We start from the raw sequence: 21030 nt of genomic DNA on the forward strand, positions 1-21030 counted from the left end.
CCGACCGTCCTTCACGCGCCCGCGCCCGGCTTCCAGAGCACATCTCCGTCCGGGTTCGCGACCCGACCGAGGATGAAGAGCAGATCCGACAGCCGGTTGAGGTACTTCGCCGGCAGCACATTCGTATCGTCCGGATGAGCGGCCACCGCCGCCCAGGCCGAGCGCTCCGCCCGCCGTGCCACCGTCCGCGCCGTGTGCAGCTGGGCCGCCAATACGGTGCCGCCGGGAAGTATGAAGGAATCGAGCGGCGCCAGACCCTCGTTGAACTCGTCGCACCAGCGTTCGAGCCGATCGATGTACGCCTGGGTGATCCGCAGCGGCGGATACTTCGGCTCGGGTACCACCGGGGTCGACAGGTCTGCTCCGGCGTCGAACAGGTCGTTCTGGATCTGGCGCAGGACAGGTGCGATCCGCTCCGGTACGTCGGCCGAGGCCAGCGCCACACCGAGCGCCGCGTTCGTCTCGTCGCAGTCCGCGTACGCGATCAGTCTCGGGTCGTTCTTCGATACCCGGGAGAAGTCGCTGAGGCCCGTCGTACCGTCGTCGCCGGTGCGGGTGTAGATCCGTGTGAGGTGGACAGCCATGCAGGTCACGGTACCGCTCCCGTATTCCCGCAGTGTGGTCGATAGGCTGTGGCGTTGTGAGTGATCGCTTTCTTGTCTCCGGTGGTAACCGGCTTGTCGGTGAGGTCGTCGTCGGGGGCGCCAAGAACAGCGTGCTCAAGCTGATGGCAGCCGCCCTCTTGGCGGAGGGGACGAGCGTCATCACCAATTGCCCGGACATCCTCGACGTCCCGCTGATGGCCGAGGTCCTGCGCGGGCTCGGGTGCGAGGTCGAGCTCGAGGGCGACGAGGCGCGCATCACGACACCCGCACAGCCGAAGTACCAGGCCGATTTCGCCGCCGTCCGGCAGTTCCGGGCGTCGGTGTGTGTCCTCGGACCGTTGGTGGCCCGATGCCGCAAGGCCGTCGTCGCGCTGCCGGGCGGAGATGCGATCGGTTCACGCCCACTCGACATGCACCAGACGGGGCTCCGACTGCTGGGGGCGCACAGCACCATCGAGCACGGCTGCGTGGTGGCCGAGGCCGACGCCCTGCACGGCAATGCGATCCGGCTGGCGTTTCCGTCGGTCGGGGCCACCGAGAACATCCTGATGGCCGCCGTCCTGGCGAACGGCGAGACCACGATCGACAATGCGGCCCGGGAGCCGGAGATCGTGGACCTGTGCAACATGCTCGTTCAGATGGGTGCCCGCATCTCCGGGGCCGGCACCTCGACACTGACGATCACGGGCGTTTCGCGTCTCGAACCCACCACCCACCGTGTCATCGGCGATCGCATCGTCGCGGCGACATGGGGGATCGCGGCGGCGATGACGCGCGGTGACGTGCGCGTGCGGGGCATCAACCCGAAGCACCTGAGCCTTGTGCTCGACAAGCTCCGCTCCGCCGGAGCGGAGGTGACGCCTGAAGTCGACGGATTCCGGGTCGTCCAGCACGACCGTCCCCGAGCGGTCAACTTCGCGACCCTGCCGTATCCCGGATTCCCCACCGACCTCCAGCCCATGGCGATCGGTCTCGCGGCAGTCGCCGACGGAACGTCGATGATCACGGAGAACGTCTTCGAGGCGCGGTTCCGGTTCGTCGAGGAGATGATCCGCCTCGGCGCCGATGCGCGTACCGACGGACATCACGCCGTGGTCCGCGGAGTCGAGGAGTTGTCGAGCGCGCCGGTGTGGTCCTCCGACATCCGAGCCGGCGCCGGACTGGTTTTGGCCGGACTGTGTGCCGACGGCGTGACCGAGGTGCACGACGTGTACCACATCGATCGCGGCTACCCGAGGTTCGTGGAGATCATCGAAGAACTCGGTGGCGTCATCGAACGGGTGAACTCCGAGTCCTGAGGCCGTTCCTTGAAAGCGCATGTGCGGCAGGGATTTTCGGGTACCGCGGCTGAGCGGACGCTGTTTCGGTCCCAAGTGTGCCGCGCATCACGAGGGACGGATGACGCGACGACGGGGCCGACGACGCCCGGCCACCTGGGAAAACAGCCCGACATACGGGCTTGACCAGCGGATTTGGCGTCCTGTTGTTCCTCCCGTAACTTATTGCAGGTCAGAGCGACACGGACACCGACCCGGCCCGCAGGGGCTCGGGACAACGAGGTTGGACGCAGGCGCCTGATTGTTCGGTTCGGGATCTTCTGGTAGGGTTCTGGGCCGTTGCTGATCCCACCGAGTGCGTCGGGTTTGTGCCCGTCGGGTGGTGTGGGTAGGCTGGAACGGTTGCCCCGGAGCGCCGCGGACGTTGGTTCGCGGGGTGATGGTGTGTGCGTGTTCTTTGAGAACTCAACAGTGTGCCGATGAATGTCAGTGCCAAATATTTTTGGTGCGGCCGCCCCACAGTCTTGTGGGGTGGTTGTTGCTGGACATCGCATTCTTCCGTCTGTGATGGTCCAGTGTTTTTGCTAGTTTGAGTTTTTTGCTAGTGATTCGGCTCTACGCTTATGGCTGATCAGCCCTTCGGGGTTTGGTTGAGAGTCTTCAACGGAGAGTTTGATCCTGGCTCAGGACGAACGCTGGCGGCGTGCTTAACACATGCAAGTCGAACGATGAAGCCCAGCTTGCTGGGTGGATTAGTGGCGAACGGGTGAGTAACACGTGGGTGATCTGCCCTGCACTTCGGGATAAGCCTGGGAAACTGGGTCTAATACCGGATAGGACCTTCTGCCGCATGGTGGGGGGTGGAAAGGTTTTCCGGTGCAGGATGGGCCCGCGGCCTATCAGCTTGTTGGTGGGGTAACGGCCCACCAAGGCGACGACGGGTAGCCGGCCTGAGAGGGCGACCGGCCACACTGGGACTGAGACACGGCCCAGACTCCTACGGGAGGCAGCAGTGGGGAATATTGCACAATGGGCGCAAGCCTGATGCAGCGACGCCGCGTGAGGGATGACGGCCTTCGGGTTGTAAACCTCTTTCAGTACCGACGAAGCGCAAGTGACGGTAGGTACAGAAGAAGCACCGGCCAACTACGTGCCAGCAGCCGCGGTAATACGTAGGGTGCGAGCGTTGTCCGGAATTACTGGGCGTAAAGAGCTCGTAGGCGGTTTGTCGCGTCGTCTGTGAAAACCCGCAGCTCAACTGCGGGCTTGCAGGCGATACGGGCAGACTTGAGTACTGCAGGGGAGACTGGAATTCCTGGTGTAGCGGTGAAATGCGCAGATATCAGGAGGAACACCGGTGGCGAAGGCGGGTCTCTGGGCAGTAACTGACGCTGAGGAGCGAAAGCGTGGGTAGCGAACAGGATTAGATACCCTGGTAGTCCACGCCGTAAACGGTGGGCGCTAGGTGTGGGTTTCCTTCCACGGGATCCGTGCCGTAGCTAACGCATTAAGCGCCCCGCCTGGGGAGTACGGCCGCAAGGCTAAAACTCAAAGGAATTGACGGGGGCCCGCACAAGCGGCGGAGCATGTGGATTAATTCGATGCAACGCGAAGAACCTTACCTGGGTTTGACATACACCGGACCGCCCCAGAGATGGGGTTTCCCTTGTGGTCGGTGTACAGGTGGTGCATGGCTGTCGTCAGCTCGTGTCGTGAGATGTTGGGTTAAGTCCCGCAACGAGCGCAACCCTTGTCCTGTGTTGCCAGCAAGTAAAGTTGGGGACTCGCAGGAGACTGCCGGGGTCAACTCGGAGGAAGGTGGGGACGACGTCAAGTCATCATGCCCCTTATGTCCAGGGCTTCACACATGCTACAATGGCCGGTACAGAGGGCTGCGATACCGCGAGGTGGAGCGAATCCCTTAAAGCCGGTCTCAGTTCGGATCGGGGTCTGCAACTCGACCCCGTGAAGTCGGAGTCGCTAGTAATCGCAGATCAGCAACGCTGCGGTGAATACGTTCCCGGGCCTTGTACACACCGCCCGTCACGTCATGAAAGTCGGTAACACCCGAAGCCGGTGGCCTAACCCCTCGTGGGAGGGAGCCGTCGAAGGTGGGATCGGCGATTGGGACGAAGTCGTAACAAGGTAGCCGTACCGGAAGGTGCGGCTGGATCACCTCCTTTCTAAGGAGCAACTCCTCGTGCACCCCGAACAGTCGGGGACGGTAAACGCACGCAGGCAGAGCCACTTCGGATTCACACGTAATCCGGTGGTGCTCACGGGTGGAACGCTGACAAGTACTTCTCATCGATTCTTCTCCATGCAGAAGAATCCGGGAGGTTATATCGGTGCACTGTTGGGTCCTGAGAGAACACGCAATGTGTTTTGTCAGCGACGATGACCGGGAACGGGAAGGGTGTTCTTTCTCCAGTATCGGTTGTTGTGTGTTGTTTGAGAACTGCACAGTGGACGCGAGCATCTTTGTTGTAAGTGTTTATGAGCGTACGGTGGATGCCTTGGCACCAGGAGCCGATGAAGGACGTGGGAGGCTGCGATATGCCTCGGGGAGCTGTCAACCGAGCTGTGATCCGAGGATTTCCGAATGGGGAAACCCAGCACGAGTGATGTCGTGTTACCCGCGCCTGAATATATAGGGCGTGTGGAGGGAACGTGGGGAAGTGAAACATCTCAGTACCCACAGGAAGAGAAAACAACATGTGATTCCGTGAGTAGTGGCGAGCGAAAGCGGAAGAGGCTAAACCGCGGGTGTGTGAGAGCTGGCAGGCGTTGCATCCGTGGGGTCGTGGGGCCCTTCTTCCCATCACTGTCATGGTGGGCGAGAGTAAGAAACCGGTGTGTTAGTCGAAGTGGTCTGGAACGGCCTGTCGTAGAGGGTGAGAATCCCGTAGACGAAAACACGCCGGCTCTCGTGGAGGGTACCCGAGTAGCAGCGGGCCCGTGAAATCTGCTGTGAATCCGTCGGGACCACCCGATAAGCCTGAATACTCCCTGGTGACCGATAGCGGACTAGTACCGTGAGGGAAAGGTGAAAAGTACCCCGGGAGGGGAGTGAAATAGTACCTGAAACCGTGCGCTTACAATCCGTCGGAGCCTTCGAGCAGTTTGGTCTGCTGGGGGTGACGGCGTGCCTTTTGAAGAATGAGCCTGCGAGTTAGTGGCATGTCGCGAGGTTAACCCGTGTGGGGTAGTCGTAGCGAAAGCGAGTCCGAACAGGGCGTATCAGTGGCATGTTCTAGACCCGAAGCGGAGTGATCTACCCATGGCCAGGGTGAAGCGACGGTAAGACGTCGTGGAGGCCCGAACCCACTTAGGTTGAAAACTGAGGGGATGAGCTGTGGGTAGGGGTGAAAGGCCAATCAAACTCCGTGATAGCTGGTTCTCCCCGAAATGCATTTAGGTGCAGCGTCGCGTGTTTCTCACCGGAGGTAGAGCTACTGGATGGTCTAGGGGGCCCACAAGCTTACCGAAATCAGCCAAACTCCGAATGCCGGTGAGTGAGAGCGCGGCAGTGAGACTGCGGGGGATAAGCTTCGTAGTCGAGAGGGAAACAGCCCAGATCGCCGGCTAAGGCCCCTAAGCGTGTACTAAGTGGAAAAGGATGTGGGATCGCTGAGACAACCAGGAGGTTGGCTTAGAAGCAGCCACCCTTGAAAGAGTGCGTAATAGCTCACTGGTCAAGTGGTTCTGCGCCGACAATGTAGCGGGGCTCAAGTACACCGCCGAAGCCGCGGCACTCACACAACACCCACTCGTTCCTGCGGGGACGGGTGCAGTGGTGTGGGTGGGTAGGGGAGCGTCGTGCCGCCGGGGAAGCGCCGGAGTGATCCAGGTGTGGAGGCGGCGCGAGTGAGAATGCAGGCATGAGTAGCGAAAGACGAGTGAGAAACTCGTCCGCCGAATGACCAAGGGTTCCTGGGCCAGGTTAATCCGCCCAGGGTGAGTCGGGACCTAAGGCGAGGCCGACAGGCGTAGTCGATGGACAACGGGTTGATATTCCCGTACCCGTGTGAACGCGCCCCTGGTGAATCAGTGATGCTAACCGTCCTGAAGCCGGCCGGTTCCTTCGGGAATCGGTTGTGTGGATGCACGGGACCCGATCTGGTAGTAGCCAAGCGATGGGGTGACGCAGGAAGGTAGTGGGGCCGGTCAGTGGTTGTACCGGTGTAAGCCTGTAGGGCGTGACATAGGCAAATCCGTGTCACATCAAGCCTGAGAGGTGATGCGTAGCCGAATGAGGCGAATTCCATGATCCTATGCTGCCGAGAAAAGCCTCTAGCGAGCTTTCACACGGCCCGTACCCCAAACCGACACAGGTGGTCAGGTAGAGAATACCGAGGCGATCGAGAGAACTGTGGTTAAGGAACTCGGCAAAATGCCCCCGTAACTTCGGGAGAAGGGGGACCACGCCCGGTGAAGACCTTCGCGGTCGGAGCTGGGGGTGGTCGCAGAGACCAGAGAGAAGCGACTGTTTACTAAAAACACAGGTCCGTGCGAAGTCGTAAGACGAGGTATACGGACTGACGCCTGCCCGGTGCTGGAAGGTTAAGAGGACCGGTCAGCGGAGTTCACTCCGCGAAGCTGAGAATTTAAGCCCCAGTAAACGGCGGTGGTAACTATAACCATCCTAAGGTAGCGAAATTCCTTGTCGGGTAAGTTCCGACCTGCACGAATGGCGTAACGACTTCTCTGCTGTCTCAACCACAGACTCGGCGAAATTGCATTACGAGTAAAGATGCTCGTTACGCGCGGCAGGACGAAAAGACCCCGGGACCTTCACTACAGCTTGGTATTGGTGTTCGGTTCGGTTTGTGTAGGATAGGTGGGAGACTGGGAAGCCCGCACGCCAGTGTGGGTGGAGTCGTTGTTGAAATACCACTCTGATCGTATTGGACCTCTAACCTCGGACCCTGATCGGGTTCAGGGACAGTGCCTGGTGGGTAGTTTAACTGGGGCGGTTGCCTCCCAAAATGTAACGGAGGCGCCCAAAGGTTCCCTCAGCCTGGTTGGCAATCAGGTGGCGAGTGCAAGTGCACAAGGGAGCTTGACTGTGAGACCGACAGGTCGAGCAGGGACGAAAGTCGGGACTAGTGATCCGGCACCGGCATGTGGAAGCGGTGTCGCTCAACGGATAAAAGGTACCCCGGGGATAACAGGCTGATCTTCCCCAAGAGTCCATATCGACGGGATGGTTTGGCACCTCGATGTCGGCTCGTCGCATCCTGGGGCTGGAGTAGGTCCCAAGGGTTGGGCTGTTCGCCCATTAAAGCGGCACGCGAGCTGGGTTTAGAACGTCGTGAGACAGTTCGGTCTCTATCCGCCGCGCGCGTTAGAAACTTGAGGAAGGCTGTCCCTAGTACGAGAGGACCGGGACGGACGAACCTCTGGTGTGCCAGTTGTCCCGCCAGGGGCACGGCTGGTTGGCTACGTTCGGAAGGGATAACCGCTGAAAGCATCTAAGCGGGAAGCCTGTTCCAAGATGAGGTTTCTCACCCCCTCGAGGGGGTAAGGCCCCCGGCAGACCACCGGGTTGATAGGCCGGAACTGGAAGTGCGGCAACGCATGCAGGTGACCGGTACTAATAGGCCGAGGACTTACCACGAAGAAGCTACGCGTCCACTGTGCGGTATCTGAAACAGCACACTCGATTCACACGCTTTCCGTGAATCGAGTGAGGGCGAAGCCCCCCAGAAAGGGGGGAACAGCGTTCACTCGATCATTCACGAGCGAAGCGAGTGAGTGTGTGTCGTTTCGCAGAGTTACGGCGGCCATAGCGACAGGGAAACGCCCGGTCCCATTCCGAACCCGGAAGCTAAGCCTGTCTGCGCCGATGGTACTGCACCCGACAGGGTGTGGGAGAGTAGGACACCGCCGAACACCCGTTACCGGAAGCCCCCCGACACTGTCGGGGGGCTTCCGGCATTTCCGGGTCTGTCCGTTGTCTCGACGGACCCTACTCGACCGACCCTGTCGGTGCCGGCGGTATCACTCCGCCGCCGGCACCGCGAGGCGGGTGACTTCCGACCGTCCGCGCAAGGTCACTTCGCCTTGCGGCGACCACCTCGTGCGCTCGTGTTCGGCGGCCGCCCGAACCGCCCGGGACGAGGCGACGACGTGGCCGGGGATCGTCTTGGCCAGATCCGAGAGTCGCGCAGCCTCGTTCACCGGGTCACCGATGACCGTGTACTCGAATCTCTCGTGAGCCCCTACGTTTCCGGCCACCGCGAGTCCGGCTGCGACCCCGATACCGGCCTCGCACTCGGGGACGTCGGTGCGCAGTCGCCGTGCCATCGTCCGGGCTGCCGCGAGGGCGTTGCCTGCGGGATCGTCCATTGCCACCGGTGCACCGAAGATTGCCAGGGCCGCGTCGCCCTCGAACTTGTTGACGAAGCCCCCGGCCCGGTGGACCTCCTCGACTACGACCTCGAAGAAGCGGTTGAGCAACTGTACGACCTCGGTCGGCGGACGATCCGCCGCCATCGCCGTCGAACCGATGATGTCGATGAACAGCACCGCGACATCACGTTCTTCGCCGCCGAGGCGCGGTGACGACGCCAGCGCCGCCCGGGCGACGTCCTGACCGACGTGCCGACCGAAGACATCGCGGATCCGCTCGCGCTCGCGCAGGCCGTCGACCATGCGATTGAATCCGGCCTGCAGCTCTCCGAGTTCCGTCCCGTCGTAGACGACGACCTCCGCATCGAGGTCACCCCGCTCGATACGGGCCATGCCGGCCCGCACGGACTCGATCGGCGCGACGCTCCTCCGGGCGGTGAGGAACATGAGCAGCGATCCCAGCACCAACGCCAGTCCGCCGATCGTCAGGATTGTCACCGCGAAGCGTACGGGCGACACGGGACGGACGAAGCTGAAGACCGCGACGAGCATCAATCCGATGACGGGAACGGCGCTGCCCAGCACCCACGCCACCATGATGCGTCCGCTGGTACCGGTGAGGCGGCGCCGCGGGGTCGCGCCGGCCTCGAGGGCCCGGGCCGCGATCGGCCGCAGTGCGAACTCGCTGAAGAGGAAGACGAAACCGCACACCGTCAGTCCCGCGAGAGCGATGGTGAATGCGACCTTCGGGATGGTGCGCGGATCGAGCACCCCGAAGGCGGTCGCGAACAGCACCAGCCCCAGGACCCAGAACGCGCCCTGCTGGGCGGTGAGCCGCATCGGCAACCGCATGGTGGCGCGACGTTCCTCCGGTGTGGGATCCCGGTCCTCGAGGATCCAGCGCAGTTGCGCGAGCCCACGCCGCGTCCCGACGATCGTTCCCAGGACGATCGCCCCCACGACGTAGACCGGCGCGACGACACCGGTGACGACGACGAACTCCGGGCGCAGCACCGAGGGACCCGGGATGACGACATTGATCAGCACCGCCGTGATCGCGGCTCCCGCGATGTTCGTGCCGAGCAACAGCAGGGTGAGCAACGTCTGCACGCGAACCCGTTGGCGCTGGACGGATTCCGCGGGTGCGCCGAGCAGCGGCGAGCCGAGTGGCGAGATGCGGCGAGTGCGAGGCATGGTCGTTCGAGAGTAGTCCGGGGCGATCCTCTAGGGTGGCAACGTGCGCCTTGTGATTGCCCGCTGTCGAGTCGACTACATCGGACGTCTGACGGCACACCTGCCGATGGCGCGTCGGCTGCTCCTGGTCAAAGCCGACGGATCGGTCAGTGTGCATGCCGACGACCGCGCCTACAAGCCCCTGAACTGGATGAGTCCGCCGTGTCGGCTGGTCGAGGAGTCTGCGGAGGAGGCGCACGCTCTGTGGGTGGTGACGAACAAGGCGGGTGAGCAACTGCGCATCACCATCGAGGAGATCGAGCACGATTCCAGCCACGAACTGGGCGTGGATCCCGGCCTGATCAAGGACGGGGTGGAGGCGCACCTGCAGGAACTGCTGGCCGAGCACGTCGAAACCCTCGGGCGCGGCTACACCCTCGTCCGGCGTGAGTACCCGACGGCCATCGGCCCGGTGGATCTGCTGTGCCGGGACGCGGACGGCGGCACGGTAGCCGTCGAGATCAAGCGACGCGGCGAGATCGACGGCGTCGAACAGCTCACGCGCTACCTCGAGCTGCTCAACCGGGACCCGCTGCTCGCCCCGGTCAGCGGAGTCTTCGCGGCACAACAGATCAAGCCGCAGGCCAAGACCCTGGCGACCGACCGCGGCATCCGCTGCCTCGTACTCGACTACGAGGCGCTGCGCGGCACCGAGAGCAACGAGTTCCGGCTGTTCTGAGATGCCTCGCCGCAACACCCCCCGATCACAGCGCAGGCGCCGGCCCGAGACCGGCACGTCGACGTTCTCCGGGGCGACGTCCCGTACCGAATCGGGCCCGTCGGGTGCGGAATCCGAGCGCTACACCGTGCGCACTGTCCCTGGCTCGCGAGCCACGAAGGCCTACCGGTGCCCCGGATGCGATCACGAGATCGCGCCGGGAACGCCGCATGTGGTCGCCTGGCCCACCGACGACATAGGGGGAGCAGACGAACGCCGGCACTGGCACAACGGCTGCTGGGCCGGCCGCGGGACCCGCGGCCCGACCCGTCGTTGGTCCTGACGGCTCGCCGTCGTTGGTCCTGACGGCGACTCAGTCGTGGTCCTGACGGCGACTCAGTTGCGGACCTTGCTGGCCACCGCGGGTGACCGGCCGAGCCGGTCGGTTGCAGGTGCTTGTGCTTCGTTGCCGGTTCGCTTCTCCTGCTCGCCCGCGCCGCTCTTCCGGCCGCTGTCCTCGGACGTGCCGCCCGCCGGTAGTTCCTTGGTGGCCGGTTCCTTCTCGGATTCTTCGGTGGCGATCTCCGTGGTCGCCTCGGTGTCGCCGTCGGTGGTGGATGTGTCCCGGTCGCGGTCGAGCAGCTCACCCTCGCGCGTCACAGCCGCCAGCATCGACGGCACCGCCTCGAGCTGACCGCGCACCCCGTCCAGCTGGCTGAGGATGCGGCCACGCAGCACCCGCAGCTCCTCGGTCAGATCGCGAGCGTTGGCGACCTTCCGTTCGGACTGTTCGGTGGCGATCTCGAGCCGGCGCGCCGCCTCGCGTGAGGCGATCTCGAGACGCTGTTCGGCCTCGGCCTTGCTGGATCGTTCGAGTTCGTCGAGAGCGCCGAGGACCTTGCTGCGGCGCTCGCTCATGGCGATCTCGAAATCCTGCTGAACCTGGTCCCGCTTGGCCTCCGCCTCCGCCGCGAGACGATCGCGCTCGGCTTCGGCGGCCGCAATGATCCGGGCGGCATGGGCACGCGCCTCGGACATCGTCCGGGCATGCTCGGCTTCGAACGCCTTACGCCGCTCGGCGAGCTCGGCGATCATCGCCTCGTAGTCCCCGCGCAACCGGATGCCCTCCTGTTCGGCCAGGGAGATCATCTCGGCGGCATCGGCCTCGGCCCGGGCCCGCAGCTCGGACGCTTCGTCGGAGGCGAGGCGCAGCATGCGGGAGATTCGGTCGCTCATACCCTCGGCCGTGGTGGGCGGCACCGAGAGACGATCGACATCCTTGCGCAACTCGTCGATCTCGTTGCGAGCGTTCTCCAGCTGTCTCGCCAGGTCGCGAGCCTGGGCGGCGGCCGCATCCCGGTCCGTCGCGGTCACGCGCAGCTCGGCTTCGAATCTGGCGAAGTAGTTGGTCACCTCGTCGCGGTCGAAACCCTTGCGCACGATGGAGAAGGGCAGGTGGCTGGGGGTGCGATCGCGATCGAAAACCATGGCGCCAATCTACCTGCTCGCGGCAGCCGGAGCTGCGCGTGCCGCGTCGTTGTGCTAATGCTGCGGCAGCGCAAACCGGGTGGGTCGGCCGGGCGAGACGCGGGTTGTCAGTGCGATCCGTGTGCGGCCGGTTCGACGAGTTCGACCAGTACGCCGCCGGCGTCCTTGGGGTGGAGGAAGTTGATGCGCGAATCGGCGGTGCCACGTCGCGGGGCGTCGTAGAGCAGGCGCACGCCCCGAGCGCGGAGCTCGGTGGACACGGCATCGATGTCGCTGACGCGGTAGGCGAGCTGCTGCAGGCCGGGGCCGCTGCGGTCGATGAACTTCGCGATCGTCGAGTTCTCGTTCAGCGGGGCGAGCAGCTGGATCGCGGTCGCGCCCGCCGGCGAGCCGGGAACCGACAGCATCGCCTCGCGCACGCCCTGCTCCTCGTTGACCTCCTCATGGGTCGAGACGAGTCCGAGGTTCTCGGCGTACCAGGTGAGAGCGGCGTCGAGGTCGGGGACCGCGATGCCGACGTGATCGATGGCGGTCACGAGCCCGGAGCTCAGAGCCGCAAGCGGAGTCGAAGTGGGGGACGTCTCAGTCATGAACAAAGACGTTAGCGCTAACGTTAGATCAGTATGCGTCGGGATGGGGCTCGTCCGCCCGCAGCCCCGCGCAGGAGCCGTGACCCCACCACCGGAGGAACCCTCGTGACCAGTTCTGTCATCGTTGCCGGAGCCCGGACCCCGATGGGGCGTCTGCAGGGCGCCTTGAAGGACTTCTCCGGCTCGGACCTCGGCGGGGTCGCCATCGCCGGGGCCCTGGCCAAGGCCGGGGTCGCCCCCGAGCAGGTCGAGTACGTGATCATGGGGCAGGTGCTCACCGCCGGCGCCGGGCAGATCCCGGCCCGGCAGGCCGCCGTCGCCGCCGGCATCCCGATGGACGTCCCCGCCCTGACCATCAACAAGGTGTGCCTGTCGGGCATCGACGCGATCGCGATGGCCGACCAGCTCATCCGCGCGGGCGAGTTCGACGTCGTCGTCGCCGGCGGCCAGGAATCGATGAGCCAGGCCCCGCACCTGCTCGAAAAGTCCCGCGCCGGGTTCAAGTACGGCGATGTCACCCTGCGCGACCACCTGGCCTTCGACGGGCTGCACGACATCTTCACCGACCAGGCCATGGGCGCCCTGACCGAGTCCGCCAACACCGGCGCGGCGGCGGTCTCGCGCGCCGAGCAGGACGCCTTCGCCGCCGCCAGCCACCAGCGGGCGGCCCGCGCGCACAAGGACGGGCTGTTCGACGCCGAGGTGGTGCCGGTGTCGATCCCGCAGCGCAAGGGCGACCCGCTCGTCGTCGCCGCCGACGAGGGCATCCGCCCGGACACCACCGCCGAGTCCCTGGCGAAGCTGCGTCCGGCGTTCGCCCCGGACGGCACCGTCACCGCCGGGTCGGCCTCGCAGATCTCCGACGGCGCGGCGGCGGTGGTGGTGATGTCCAAGGCCAAGGCCGAGGAACTCGGGCTGTCCTGGCTGGCCGAGATCGGCGCGCACGGGGTGGTCGCCGGTCCGGACTCGACGCTGCAGTCGCAGCCGGCGCGGGCGATCGCGAAGGCCTGTGAGCGGGAGGGCATCGACCCGAAGGATCTGGACCTGGTGGAGATCAACGAGGCGTTCGCCGCGGTGGGGATCGCCTCGACCCGCGAGCTGGGCCTGGACCCGGAGCGGGTCAACGTCAACGGCGGGGCGATCGCGCTGGGGCACCCGCTGGGGATGTCCGGGGCGCGGATCGTGCTGCACCTGGCCCTCGAGCTGGCCCGCCGCGGCGGCGGGGTCGGGGCCGCGGCCCTGTGCGGCGGCGGCGGGCAGGGCGACGCCCTCATCGTCCGCGTCCCCAAGGCGTAAACCGCTACTCACTACTCCTGTCACGGCCTCGGCGCAGCGCGTCGGGGCCGTGACGTCTCTCACAGCGACGACAGGTCGTCGTAGTCGATCGGCACAATGGTGTACATGGCGAACTTCTTCGATCTCAGCACCCCGGCCAAGCGGTTCCGCTTCGTCGCAATTCTCGAGGCCTTCACCTGGGCCGGCCTGCTCGTCGGTATGGCGTTCAAGTACCTGCCGGAGAACGGCAACGAGATCGGCGTGAAGATCTTCGGGCCGCTGCACGGCGGCGTGTTCGTCGCTTTCGTCCTCGTTGCTCTCCTCACCGCACGGGCGCTGAAGTGGAACCTGGTCACCACGGGCTTGGCTCTGATCTCGTCCATCCCGCCGTTCGGCACGATCGTCTTCGAGTGGTGGGCCGTGCGTACCGGGCGTCTCGCGGAGTTGTCCGCGCAAACGCGTCCGGCCGACGCGCCCGCACTCGCCTGACCTGCTGTCACCTGTCGCGCGGAACGTGACAGACTGGACACCGTGACTCGACCAGGTTCCCGTCCGTCAGCACGTTCCGCCGCGACCGCCGCGGCAATGTCCGGCGCGGTGGATCTCGCGCCCCTCAAAGAGCGGGCCACCGCACCCCCATCTCCGCCGCCGTCCGACTCCGGCGCCGGCACCGCGACCGGCCTCGCGCCCGTCGTCGACGTCACCGAGGCCACGTTCGAGGCCGAGGTGCTGCAGCGCTCGATGCAGGTCCCGGTCATCGTGGACCTGTGGGCCACCTGGTGCGGCCCGTGCAAGCAGCTCTCACCGGTTCTCGAGAAGCTGGCGCACGAGGGCGGCGGCAACTGGGTTCTCGCGAAGGTCGACGTGGACGCCAACCCGCGGATCGCTCAGGCGTTCGGCGTGCAGTCCGTGCCGACCGTCGTCGCGATCGCCGCGGGACAACCCCTCGCCGACTTCCAGGGCGTCCAGCCCGAACCGCAGCTCCGGCAATGGCTCGACGCCATCCAGGACGCGGTCGCCGGCAAGCTGTCCGGTCCGCCCGGTGCCGACGCCGCGGAGGAACCGGCGGAGGATCCGCGATTCGTCGCCGCCGAGCAGGCCCTCGAAGCGGGGGACCTGGCCGGTGCCGAAGCGGCGTACGAGCTGATCCTCAACTCCGAGCCCGCCAATGCCGACGCTCTGGCCGCGTTGCGGCAGGTCCGGTTCCTCGCCCGCGCGCAGTCGGTGCCGGCCGACGCGATCGCCCGGGCGGACGCCGCCCCGGCCGATCTCGAGTCGCAGCTCGCTGCGGCCGACGCCGAACTGTTCGCGCAGCAGCCCGAGGCCGCGTTTGCGCGGCTGATCGGGTTCGTGACCCGCAGTGCGGGTGACGAGAGGAACGCCGCCCGTGCGCGGCTGCTCGAACTGTTCGAGCTGTTCGACCCGGCGGAGCCGTTCGTCGTCGCGGCGCGGCGCAAGCTGGCGTCGGCACTGTACTGAGGCGTCCCCTGTGCGGTGGGCGGTCCGTTTTCCGGATCGTCCACCGCACTGAGTTCTTTCAGCGGTGGCGTTCTTTCAGCGGGGGCGTTCTTCAGCGGTGGCGGATCAGTGGTAGCGCCCTGAGCAGGCGGCCTCCCCGCCGAGGACTCCGGTGCGGAACGCGTCGACCCGGGAGAATCCGCTCGGGACGGTGTTGCCGTTGACATCGCTGGCGGCGAGACCGTCGGCCAGCAGACCGGAGACGGCCTCGTCCAGGTCTCCCGGCGACAGCCACACCATGTCCTCGGCCGGTTGCGAGCCGGTGCTGTCGGGGCTCAGTTCGGCGCTGATCACACCGGCGAGGCAGGCCGCCCGCAGCGCCGTGCGTGGCTCGACGAGCGACTGACCGGCGGCGTTCTGCACTGCCAGCGCGTAGCGCGAGGCGAGCAGGACGTACGCGGCGTAGTCGCCCCGCACGTCGGTCGTGATGCCCCCGGCGCCGGTGTGCAACGGGGTGCCGCGGTCCGCCAATTCCTCGACGTCGACGCCGATGGTGTTCGTGGCGGGACAGTACGACACGGGCGACGTGGGCTTCGCGTCCGGACAGCCGAGGTCGGCCCCGGACAGGTCCAGTTCCGGCTGCTGCGGCAGATCGAACACCCGGCGGAACGACGCCATCAGCGCCTCCACCGATTCCTCGGTCACCGGAAGCTCGCCGTCGTCGGAACTGTCGAAGAACTGCGGCAGATCGGCACGCCGGGACTCGATCTCGCCGGCGTCGATGCGGGTGCACGATCCCGCACCGTCGGTGAAGCCGATCTGGAACGCGGTGACGCGTTCGAATGCCGACCCGTGGATCGCGCCCGGGTCGTTGGGGTCGCTGTCGCGGAAGGACACCATCGACGCCAGCACCGAGTTCAGCCCGTCCGAGGTGTTGAGCCGGAAGTGCTCCGAGTTGCCGGCGGCGACGTGCCGCATGAATGCGCCCGCGAAGCAGTCCGCCTGTTGTTCGAACACGATGCCCGGATCGTCCTCGGCGACCGTCCCGGCCTTGAACTGCACGGCGTGGCCGTACTCGTGGGCGAGCACTGTCACGGCCGCCATGGGACCGAACGTCTCGATGAGCTGCGGCATCAGGTAGGTGCGGTCCCAGCCGATGACGTCGTCGCGGTTGCAGTATGCGGCGTTGACGAATTCGAAGGTGGATTCCCCGCAGAACTTCGGGCCGCGCTCGTCGGGATCCCACGAGACGATCGTGCCGACGGGCTCGAACCCTCCTCGGGCGATGCGGGGGAACTCTTCTTCCCAGTAGGCCTCGATGTCGGCGACGGCATTGCCGGCGAGCACGTCGACGTCCCCGCCGTCCGAGTTCTCGATCGTCACCTGCGCGTCCGTGGCGCCGGGCCGCGGACCGCTGGGGCCCGAGGACACCGGCAGGCCGGCCACGGAGAACGGGTTGTCGTAGATGGACATGGCGGTGCCCTCGATGCGAGCGGCACATCCGGCGAGCACCATCACGGCCAGCGCCGGTACCGCGAGGCGGAACGGCAGCCGCGTCCGAGTCACCTGGTCTTCTCCTGTCGTCCGAGGACGGCGGTCACCGCTGCAGCGTCAGCCAGATCGCACCGTAAGCAGGCAGCGTCACCTCCGCCGACGCCGGGCGCCCGTGCCAGGAGCGTGCCGTGGCCGTCACGGAACCGAGGTTGCCGATGCCGTTGCCCTGGTAAGCCGTCGAATCCGTGTTGAGGATCTCCGACCACTGTCCTGTTTCGGGTAATCCGACACGATAGTCCGAATGGGTCGATCCGGAGAAGTTGAACAGACACGCGACGACCGAACCGTCGCTTCCGTGCCGCAGGAAGCTCAGCACATTGTTGGCCGAGTCGTTGGCGTCGATCCACGAGTACCCGCTCGGCGAGGTGTCCAGCGTCCAGAGTGCGGGATGCTCCCGATAGATCCGGTTGAGGTCGGCCACGAGCCGGTGGACGCCCTGGTGCAGCGGTCCGTTGTGCGGATCGTCGAGCTGCCACCAGTCCAGGCCCCGCTCCTCGGACCACTCCGCAGTCTGGCCGAACTCCTGTCCCATGAACAGCAGCTGCTTGCCGGGGTGGGCCCACATGTACGCGAGCAGTCCGCGCAGACCGGCGGCCTGCTCGCGGTCGCCGCCCGGCATCCGGGTCCAGAGCGTGCCCTTGCCGTGCACGACCTCGTCGTGGCTGATGGGCAGGACGAAGTTCTCACTCCACGCGTACACCAGGGAGAAGGTGATCTCGTGATGGTGGTACGTGCGATGCACAGGGTCCCGGCCGATGTACCCGAGCGTGTCGTGCATCCACCCCATGTTCCATTTCATGGAGAAGCCGAGACCGCCCGCATGGGTCGGCCGGGTCACGCCGGGCCAGGCCGTGGACTCCTCGGCGATCGTGACGACACCGGGGTGGAGCTTGTGCACGGTCGCGTTCATCTCCTGCAGGAACGCCACCGCTTCGAGATTCTCCCGCCCGCCGTACACGTTGGGTGTCCAGCCGCCCTCGGGCCGCGAATAGTCGAGGTAGAGCATCGAGGCGACGGCGTCGACACGCAGACCGTCGATGTGGAACTCGTCGATCCAGTACAGCGCGTTGGCGACGAGGAAGTTTCGCACCTCCCGGCGCCCGAAGTCGAACACGTACGTGCCCCAGTCCAGCTGTTCGCCGCGGCGCGGGTCCGGATGTTCGTAGAGGGCGCTGCCGTCGAACCGGGCCAGCGCCCACTCGTCCTTCGGGAAATGCGCGGGCACCCAGTCCACGAGCACGCCGATGCCGGCGGCGTGCAGCCGGTCGACGAACGCACGGAACTCGTCGGGCGTGCCGAACCGCGCCGTGGGTGCGTAGTACGAGGTGACCTGGTAGCCCCACGAGCCGCCGAAGGGGTGCTCGGCGACTGGCAGCAGCTCGACATGGGTGAAACCAGCCTCCGCGACGTAGTCGGCGAGTTGGTCGGCCAGCTCCCGGTATCCGAGACCGGGACGCCACGAGCCGAGGTGCACCTCGTAGACGCTCATCGGCTCCTGCCACGGGCGCGAGTCGGCCCGGGCGGCGAGCCACGCGTCGTCGCTCCACTCGTAGCTGCTCTCGTTGACCACCGAGGCCGTCGCCGGTGGTACCTCGGTGGCGAACGCCATCGGGTCGGCCTTGTCCTGGACGGAACCGTCGCGGCCGTGGATCCGGAACTTGTACAGCGCACCCGGCTCCACGTCGGGCAGGAACAGTTCCCACACGCCGCTGGAACCGAGGACCCGCATCGGCGCGAGCCGGCCGCCCCAGCCGTCGAAGTCGCCGACGACCGTGACGCCGCGCGCGCCGGGCGCCCACACCGCGAACGACGTGCCCCGGACCGGGCCGTCCGGGGTCTCGTACGCACGCTGATGCGCCCCGAGGATCTCCCACAGCCGCTCGTGCCGGCCCTCGGCGAACAAGTGCAGGTCCAGCTCCCCGAGTGTGGGCAGGAAGCGGTACGGGTCCGCGACGACGACGGTGTGCTCGAACGGGTAGGTCACCACGAGCCGGTAGTCCGACAGGTCGTGCACCGGGACGAGTGCGCTGAAGAGGTCGTGACCGAGGGGCTCGAGCGGATGATCGATGCCACCGATGCGCACTGCCACCTTCTCCGCGTGCGGACGCAGAGCCCGGATGATCGTGCCTTCGGGATGTGGATGGGCGCCGAGCACCGAGTGCGGATCGTGGTGCTCGCCGGCCGCCAGCCGGGCCAGGTCGTGCGGGCTGGGGGAGTGGCGTCGAATCGGGGGCACGGTCACGAGTTCCTCCTGTAGGCGAGGGTGGTTCGCGTCGGCACCCCGATCGGCGGCAACGCCAGAATGTGCGCGACCGCGCGCCAGGGTTCGAGCCGGACGAAATTGGCCTGACCCCACGAGTACTGCGCGCCGGACACCTCGTCGAACACCGTGAGCTGGTCGTGCCATTCGTGACCGAGCGCCGGCATGTCCAGCCAGATGGTGCCCTGCTCGGCCCCGAAAGGGTTGAGGTTGATCACGGTGAGAACCGAATCCCCGGTCCGGGGATCGAATTTCGAGTACGCGATCAGGGCGTCGTTGTCGATGTGGTGGAAGTGGATGTTGCGCAGCTGCTGCAGTGCCGGGTGGGCCCGCCGGATGCGGTTGAGCGTCGCTATCCACGGCTCGAGCGACTCCCCGCGGCGGCGGGCCTCGTCGAACCGTCGCGGACGCAGCTGGTACTTCTCCGAGTCCAGATACTCCTCGCTGCCAGGTCGCAGCGGGACGTGCTCGTAGAGTTCGTAACCGGAGTACACCCCCCACGACGGGGCGAGCGTGGCGGCCAGTGCCGCGCGCAGCGCGAACATTCCGGGGCCGCCGTGCTGCAGCGTCTCGTGCAGGATGTCGGGGGTGTTGACGAACAGGTTCGGCCGCGCCTCGTCCGCCTTCGCCGCGATCTCCTGACCGAACTCGGTCAGCTCCCACTTGGCGACGCGCCACGTGAAGTACGTGTAGGACTGCGTGAACCCGCGCCGGGCGAGCCCGTACATGCGGGCGGGCCGGGTGAAGGCCTCGGACAGGAACAGTACGTCGGGGTCGGTGCGCTTGACCTCGGCGATCAGCCACTCCCAGAAGTTCGGTGGTTTGGTGTGCGGGTTGTCGACGCGGAAGATCTTGACGCCGAGGCTGATCCAGTGCCGCACCACGCGCAGTACCTCGGCATAGATGCCGTCCGGATCGTTGTCGAAGTTGACCGGATAGATGTCCTGGTACTTCTTGGGCGGGTTCTCCGCGTAGGCGATCGTGCCGTCCGGCAGGACCGTGAACCACTCCGGATGCTCCTTCGCCCACGGGTGGTCCGGGGCGCACTGCAGCGCCAGGTCGAGGGCGACTTCGAGATCCAGTTCGCGCGCACGTGCGACGAAGGCGCGGAAGTCGTCCTCCGTGCCGAGCTGGGGATGGATCGCGTCGTGGCCGCCCTCGTCGGAACCGATGGCCCAGGGCGAGCCCACGTCGTCGGGGCCGGCGGTGAGGGTGTTGTTCGGCCCCTTCCGATTGATCTTGCCGATGGGATGGATGGGCGGCAGGTACACCACGTCGAATCCCATCGCGGCGACCCGCGGCAGCTCCGCCGCGGCGGTGGCGAAGGTACCGTGCCGGGGTGTGCCGTCCTCGTTCCAGCCGCCCGTCGAGCGGGGAAAGAACTCGTACCAGGAACCGAACAGGGCCCGTTCCCGGTCGACCACGGCGGTGTACGCCTTCCCGCGGGTGACCAGCTCACGTAGGGGATTGGCCCGCAGGATCTCGGTGATGTCCGCGGCGAACGCGGGCGCGATCCGGTCGGACAGCGGCCGCTCCGAACGCAGCGCCGCGGCGACGGCGAGCAGGGCCGGCCGATTGGGACGCGGCGCGGTCCTGGCGGCCTTCTCGAACAACCGGGCGCCGGTCTCGATGTCGTTCGCCAGGTCTTCCGGGCCCTGCCCGGCGTCGACCTTCGCGTCCACCGCGTGCCGCCACGTGGTCACCGGGTCGCTCCAGGCCTCGACGCGGTAGGTCCACAGTCCCGGACTGGTGGGGGTGAACACGGCGTGGAAGGTGTCGGGTGCCTCACCGGGAACCATCGGGATCCGGATCAGCTTTCCCTCGCTCTCCGGGTCCGAGCCCGGGCCGCGCACGGCCAGGGTGGCGGCGACGGCGTCGTGGCCCTCTCGCCACACGACCGCCGACACGGGAAGCACCTCCCCGACAACGGCCTTCACCGGATGTCGCCCTCCCGAGATGTCGGGACGGACATCGTCGATGCCGATTCGACCTGTCACGCTCGCTCCGTTCCGTCTGTCACGCTGGCTCCGTTTCCTCGCACGGACTGCTGACGAGCCCGTCGGACGCGGCCCGTCTCCAACCGTAGTGGAGGGGCGCACCGCCGTCCCCTCGTGCGACGTGCTGTGTCGCCGGAGTTCCGACACAGCTGTTACCCGGGGTCGACGTGACTAAACGAAAGGAACGTCGGCACGTTCGTCGGGATCACCCGGTGGCACGAACCGCCCCGTCGAGACGCGGTGCGGAAACGCCCCCGGCCTGTCCTCCGAACACCCGGCCC

At 66.1% G+C, this 21030-nt stretch carries 13 protein-coding genes and 3 rRNA genes; 9 read left to right on the forward strand and 7 right to left on the reverse strand.

The window, feature by feature from the left end; all coding sequences use genetic code 11:
- Window positions 1–11: 11 nt before the first annotated feature.
- Entirely contained in the window at window positions 12–584 is a 573-nt protein-coding gene (locus AC2IPW_RS09160) for a cob(I)yrinic acid a,c-diamide adenosyltransferase (RefSeq protein ID WP_003935748.1), read from the reverse strand.
- Window positions 585–640: 56 nt separating this feature from the next.
- Here AC2IPW_RS09160 and murA point away from each other — a divergent pair, with 56 nt between their 5' ends.
- The 4 genes from murA to rrf all read left to right on the forward strand — a co-directional run bounded on the left by murA (window position 641) and on the right by rrf (window position 7777).
- A complete protein-coding gene (gene murA / locus AC2IPW_RS09165; protein WP_003935747.1) occupies window positions 641–1903 on the forward strand; it encodes a UDP-N-acetylglucosamine 1-carboxyvinyltransferase in 1263 nt (420 codons plus the stop codon).
- 639 nt (window positions 1904–2542) lie between these two features.
- Window positions 2543–4065: ribosomal RNA gene (locus AC2IPW_RS09170) — 16S ribosomal RNA — on the forward strand.
- A 301-nt stretch (window positions 4066–4366) separates the two neighbouring features.
- Window positions 4367–7502, forward strand: a 23S ribosomal RNA gene (locus AC2IPW_RS09175).
- 158 nt (window positions 7503–7660) lie between these two features.
- Window positions 7661–7777 (forward strand): 5S ribosomal RNA (gene rrf / locus AC2IPW_RS09180).
- The 16S, 23S and 5S rRNA genes sit together here, the layout of an rRNA operon.
- A gap of 108 nt (window positions 7778–7885) precedes the next feature.
- Here the strand turns inward: rrf and AC2IPW_RS09185 are convergent.
- The gene (locus AC2IPW_RS09185; RefSeq protein WP_486376732.1) at window positions 7886–9430 is read right to left on the reverse strand and encodes an adenylate/guanylate cyclase domain-containing protein; all 1545 of its coding nucleotides are present in this window, start codon (window positions 9428–9430) and stop codon (window positions 7886–7888) included.
- Between the two features lie 43 nt (window positions 9431–9473).
- Here AC2IPW_RS09185 and nucS point away from each other — a divergent pair, with 43 nt between their 5' ends.
- Complete coding sequence (nucS, locus tag AC2IPW_RS09190) at window positions 9474–10148, forward strand: endonuclease NucS (RefSeq protein WP_054375343.1); 675 nt, start codon at window positions 9474–9476, stop codon at window positions 10146–10148.
- A gap of 1 nt (window position 10149) precedes the next feature.
- Window positions 10150–10470, forward strand: a complete 321-nt coding sequence (locus AC2IPW_RS09195; protein WP_486376733.1) for an ATP/GTP-binding protein — start codon at window positions 10150–10152, stop codon at window positions 10468–10470.
- Between the two features lie 53 nt (window positions 10471–10523).
- On the opposite strand, the gene AC2IPW_RS09200 is transcribed toward AC2IPW_RS09195, so the two are convergent.
- Both AC2IPW_RS09200 and mce read right to left on the reverse strand, forming a co-directional pair.
- Window positions 10524–11615 carry a coiled-coil domain-containing protein gene (locus AC2IPW_RS09200; RefSeq protein ID WP_371383393.1) on the reverse strand — a complete coding sequence of 364 codons (1092 nt, stop codon included), beginning with the start codon at window positions 11613–11615 and terminating at the stop codon, window positions 10524–10526.
- Window positions 11616–11722: 107 nt separating this feature from the next.
- Complete coding sequence (mce, locus tag AC2IPW_RS09205) at window positions 11723–12205, reverse strand: methylmalonyl-CoA epimerase (RefSeq protein ID WP_054375345.1); 483 nt, start codon at window positions 12203–12205, stop codon at window positions 11723–11725.
- A gap of 105 nt (window positions 12206–12310) precedes the next feature.
- Here mce and AC2IPW_RS09210 point away from each other — a divergent pair, with 105 nt between their 5' ends.
- The 3 genes from AC2IPW_RS09210 (at window position 12311) to AC2IPW_RS09220 (ending at window position 14959) form a co-directional block, all read left to right on the forward strand.
- Window positions 12311–13501, forward strand: coding sequence for an acetyl-CoA C-acetyltransferase (locus AC2IPW_RS09210; RefSeq protein ID WP_486376734.1), 1191 nt, complete (start codon window positions 12311–12313; stop codon window positions 13499–13501).
- 96 nt (window positions 13502–13597) lie between these two features.
- Window positions 13598–13969, forward strand: a complete 372-nt coding sequence (locus AC2IPW_RS09215) for a DUF3817 domain-containing protein (RefSeq protein WP_416063290.1) — start codon at window positions 13598–13600, stop codon at window positions 13967–13969.
- A gap of 96 nt (window positions 13970–14065) precedes the next feature.
- Window positions 14066–14959 carry a tetratricopeptide repeat protein gene (locus AC2IPW_RS09220; RefSeq protein ID WP_486376987.1) on the forward strand — a complete coding sequence of 298 codons (894 nt, stop codon included), beginning with the start codon at window positions 14066–14068 and terminating at the stop codon, window positions 14957–14959.
- A gap of 105 nt (window positions 14960–15064) precedes the next feature.
- Here AC2IPW_RS09220 and AC2IPW_RS09225 read toward each other — a convergent pair whose 3' ends face one another.
- From AC2IPW_RS09225 to AC2IPW_RS09235, 3 genes are read right to left on the reverse strand one after another with little or no spacing between them, the layout of a single operon-like run.
- Window positions 15065–16504, reverse strand: a complete 1440-nt coding sequence (locus tag AC2IPW_RS09225; RefSeq protein WP_486376735.1) for a neutral zinc metallopeptidase — start codon at window positions 16502–16504, stop codon at window positions 15065–15067.
- A gap of 31 nt (window positions 16505–16535) precedes the next feature.
- Window positions 16536–18734 carry a 1,4-alpha-glucan branching protein GlgB gene (gene glgB, locus AC2IPW_RS09230; RefSeq protein ID WP_054374499.1) on the reverse strand — a complete coding sequence of 733 codons (2199 nt, stop codon included), beginning with the start codon at window positions 18732–18734 and terminating at the stop codon, window positions 16536–16538.
- Window positions 18731–20749 carry an alpha-1,4-glucan--maltose-1-phosphate maltosyltransferase gene (locus AC2IPW_RS09235; protein WP_003938806.1) on the reverse strand — a complete coding sequence of 673 codons (2019 nt, stop codon included), beginning with the start codon at window positions 20747–20749 and terminating at the stop codon, window positions 18731–18733. Before AC2IPW_RS09235 ends, glgB begins: the two co-directional genes overlap by 4 nt.
- Window positions 20750–21030: the final 281 nt, after the last annotated feature.

This window comes from Rhodococcus sp. NS-SX18, assembly GCF_057367935.1.

Coding starts and splice junctions, on each gene's coding strand:
- AC2IPW_RS09160 (WP_003935748.1), bottom strand. CDS start 584: ATGGCTGTCCACCTCACACGGATCTACACCCGCACCGGCGACGACGGT.
- AC2IPW_RS09185 (WP_486376732.1), bottom strand. CDS start 9,430: ATGCCTCGCACTCGCCGCATCTCGCCACTCGGCTCGCCGCTGCTCGGC.
- AC2IPW_RS09195 (WP_486376733.1), top strand. CDS start 10,150: ATGCCTCGCCGCAACACCCCCCGATCACAGCGCAGGCGCCGGCCCGAG.
- AC2IPW_RS09200 (WP_371383393.1), bottom strand. CDS start 11,615: ATGGTTTTCGATCGCGATCGCACCCCCAGCCACCTGCCCTTCTCCATC.
- mce (WP_054375345.1), bottom strand. CDS start 12,205: ATGACTGAGACGTCCCCCACTTCGACTCCGCTTGCGGCTCTGAGCTCC.
- AC2IPW_RS09215 (WP_416063290.1), top strand. CDS start 13,598: ATGGTGTACATGGCGAACTTCTTCGATCTCAGCACCCCGGCCAAGCGG.
- AC2IPW_RS09220 (WP_486376987.1), top strand. CDS start 14,066: ATGTCCGGCGCGGTGGATCTCGCGCCCCTCAAAGAGCGGGCCACCGCA.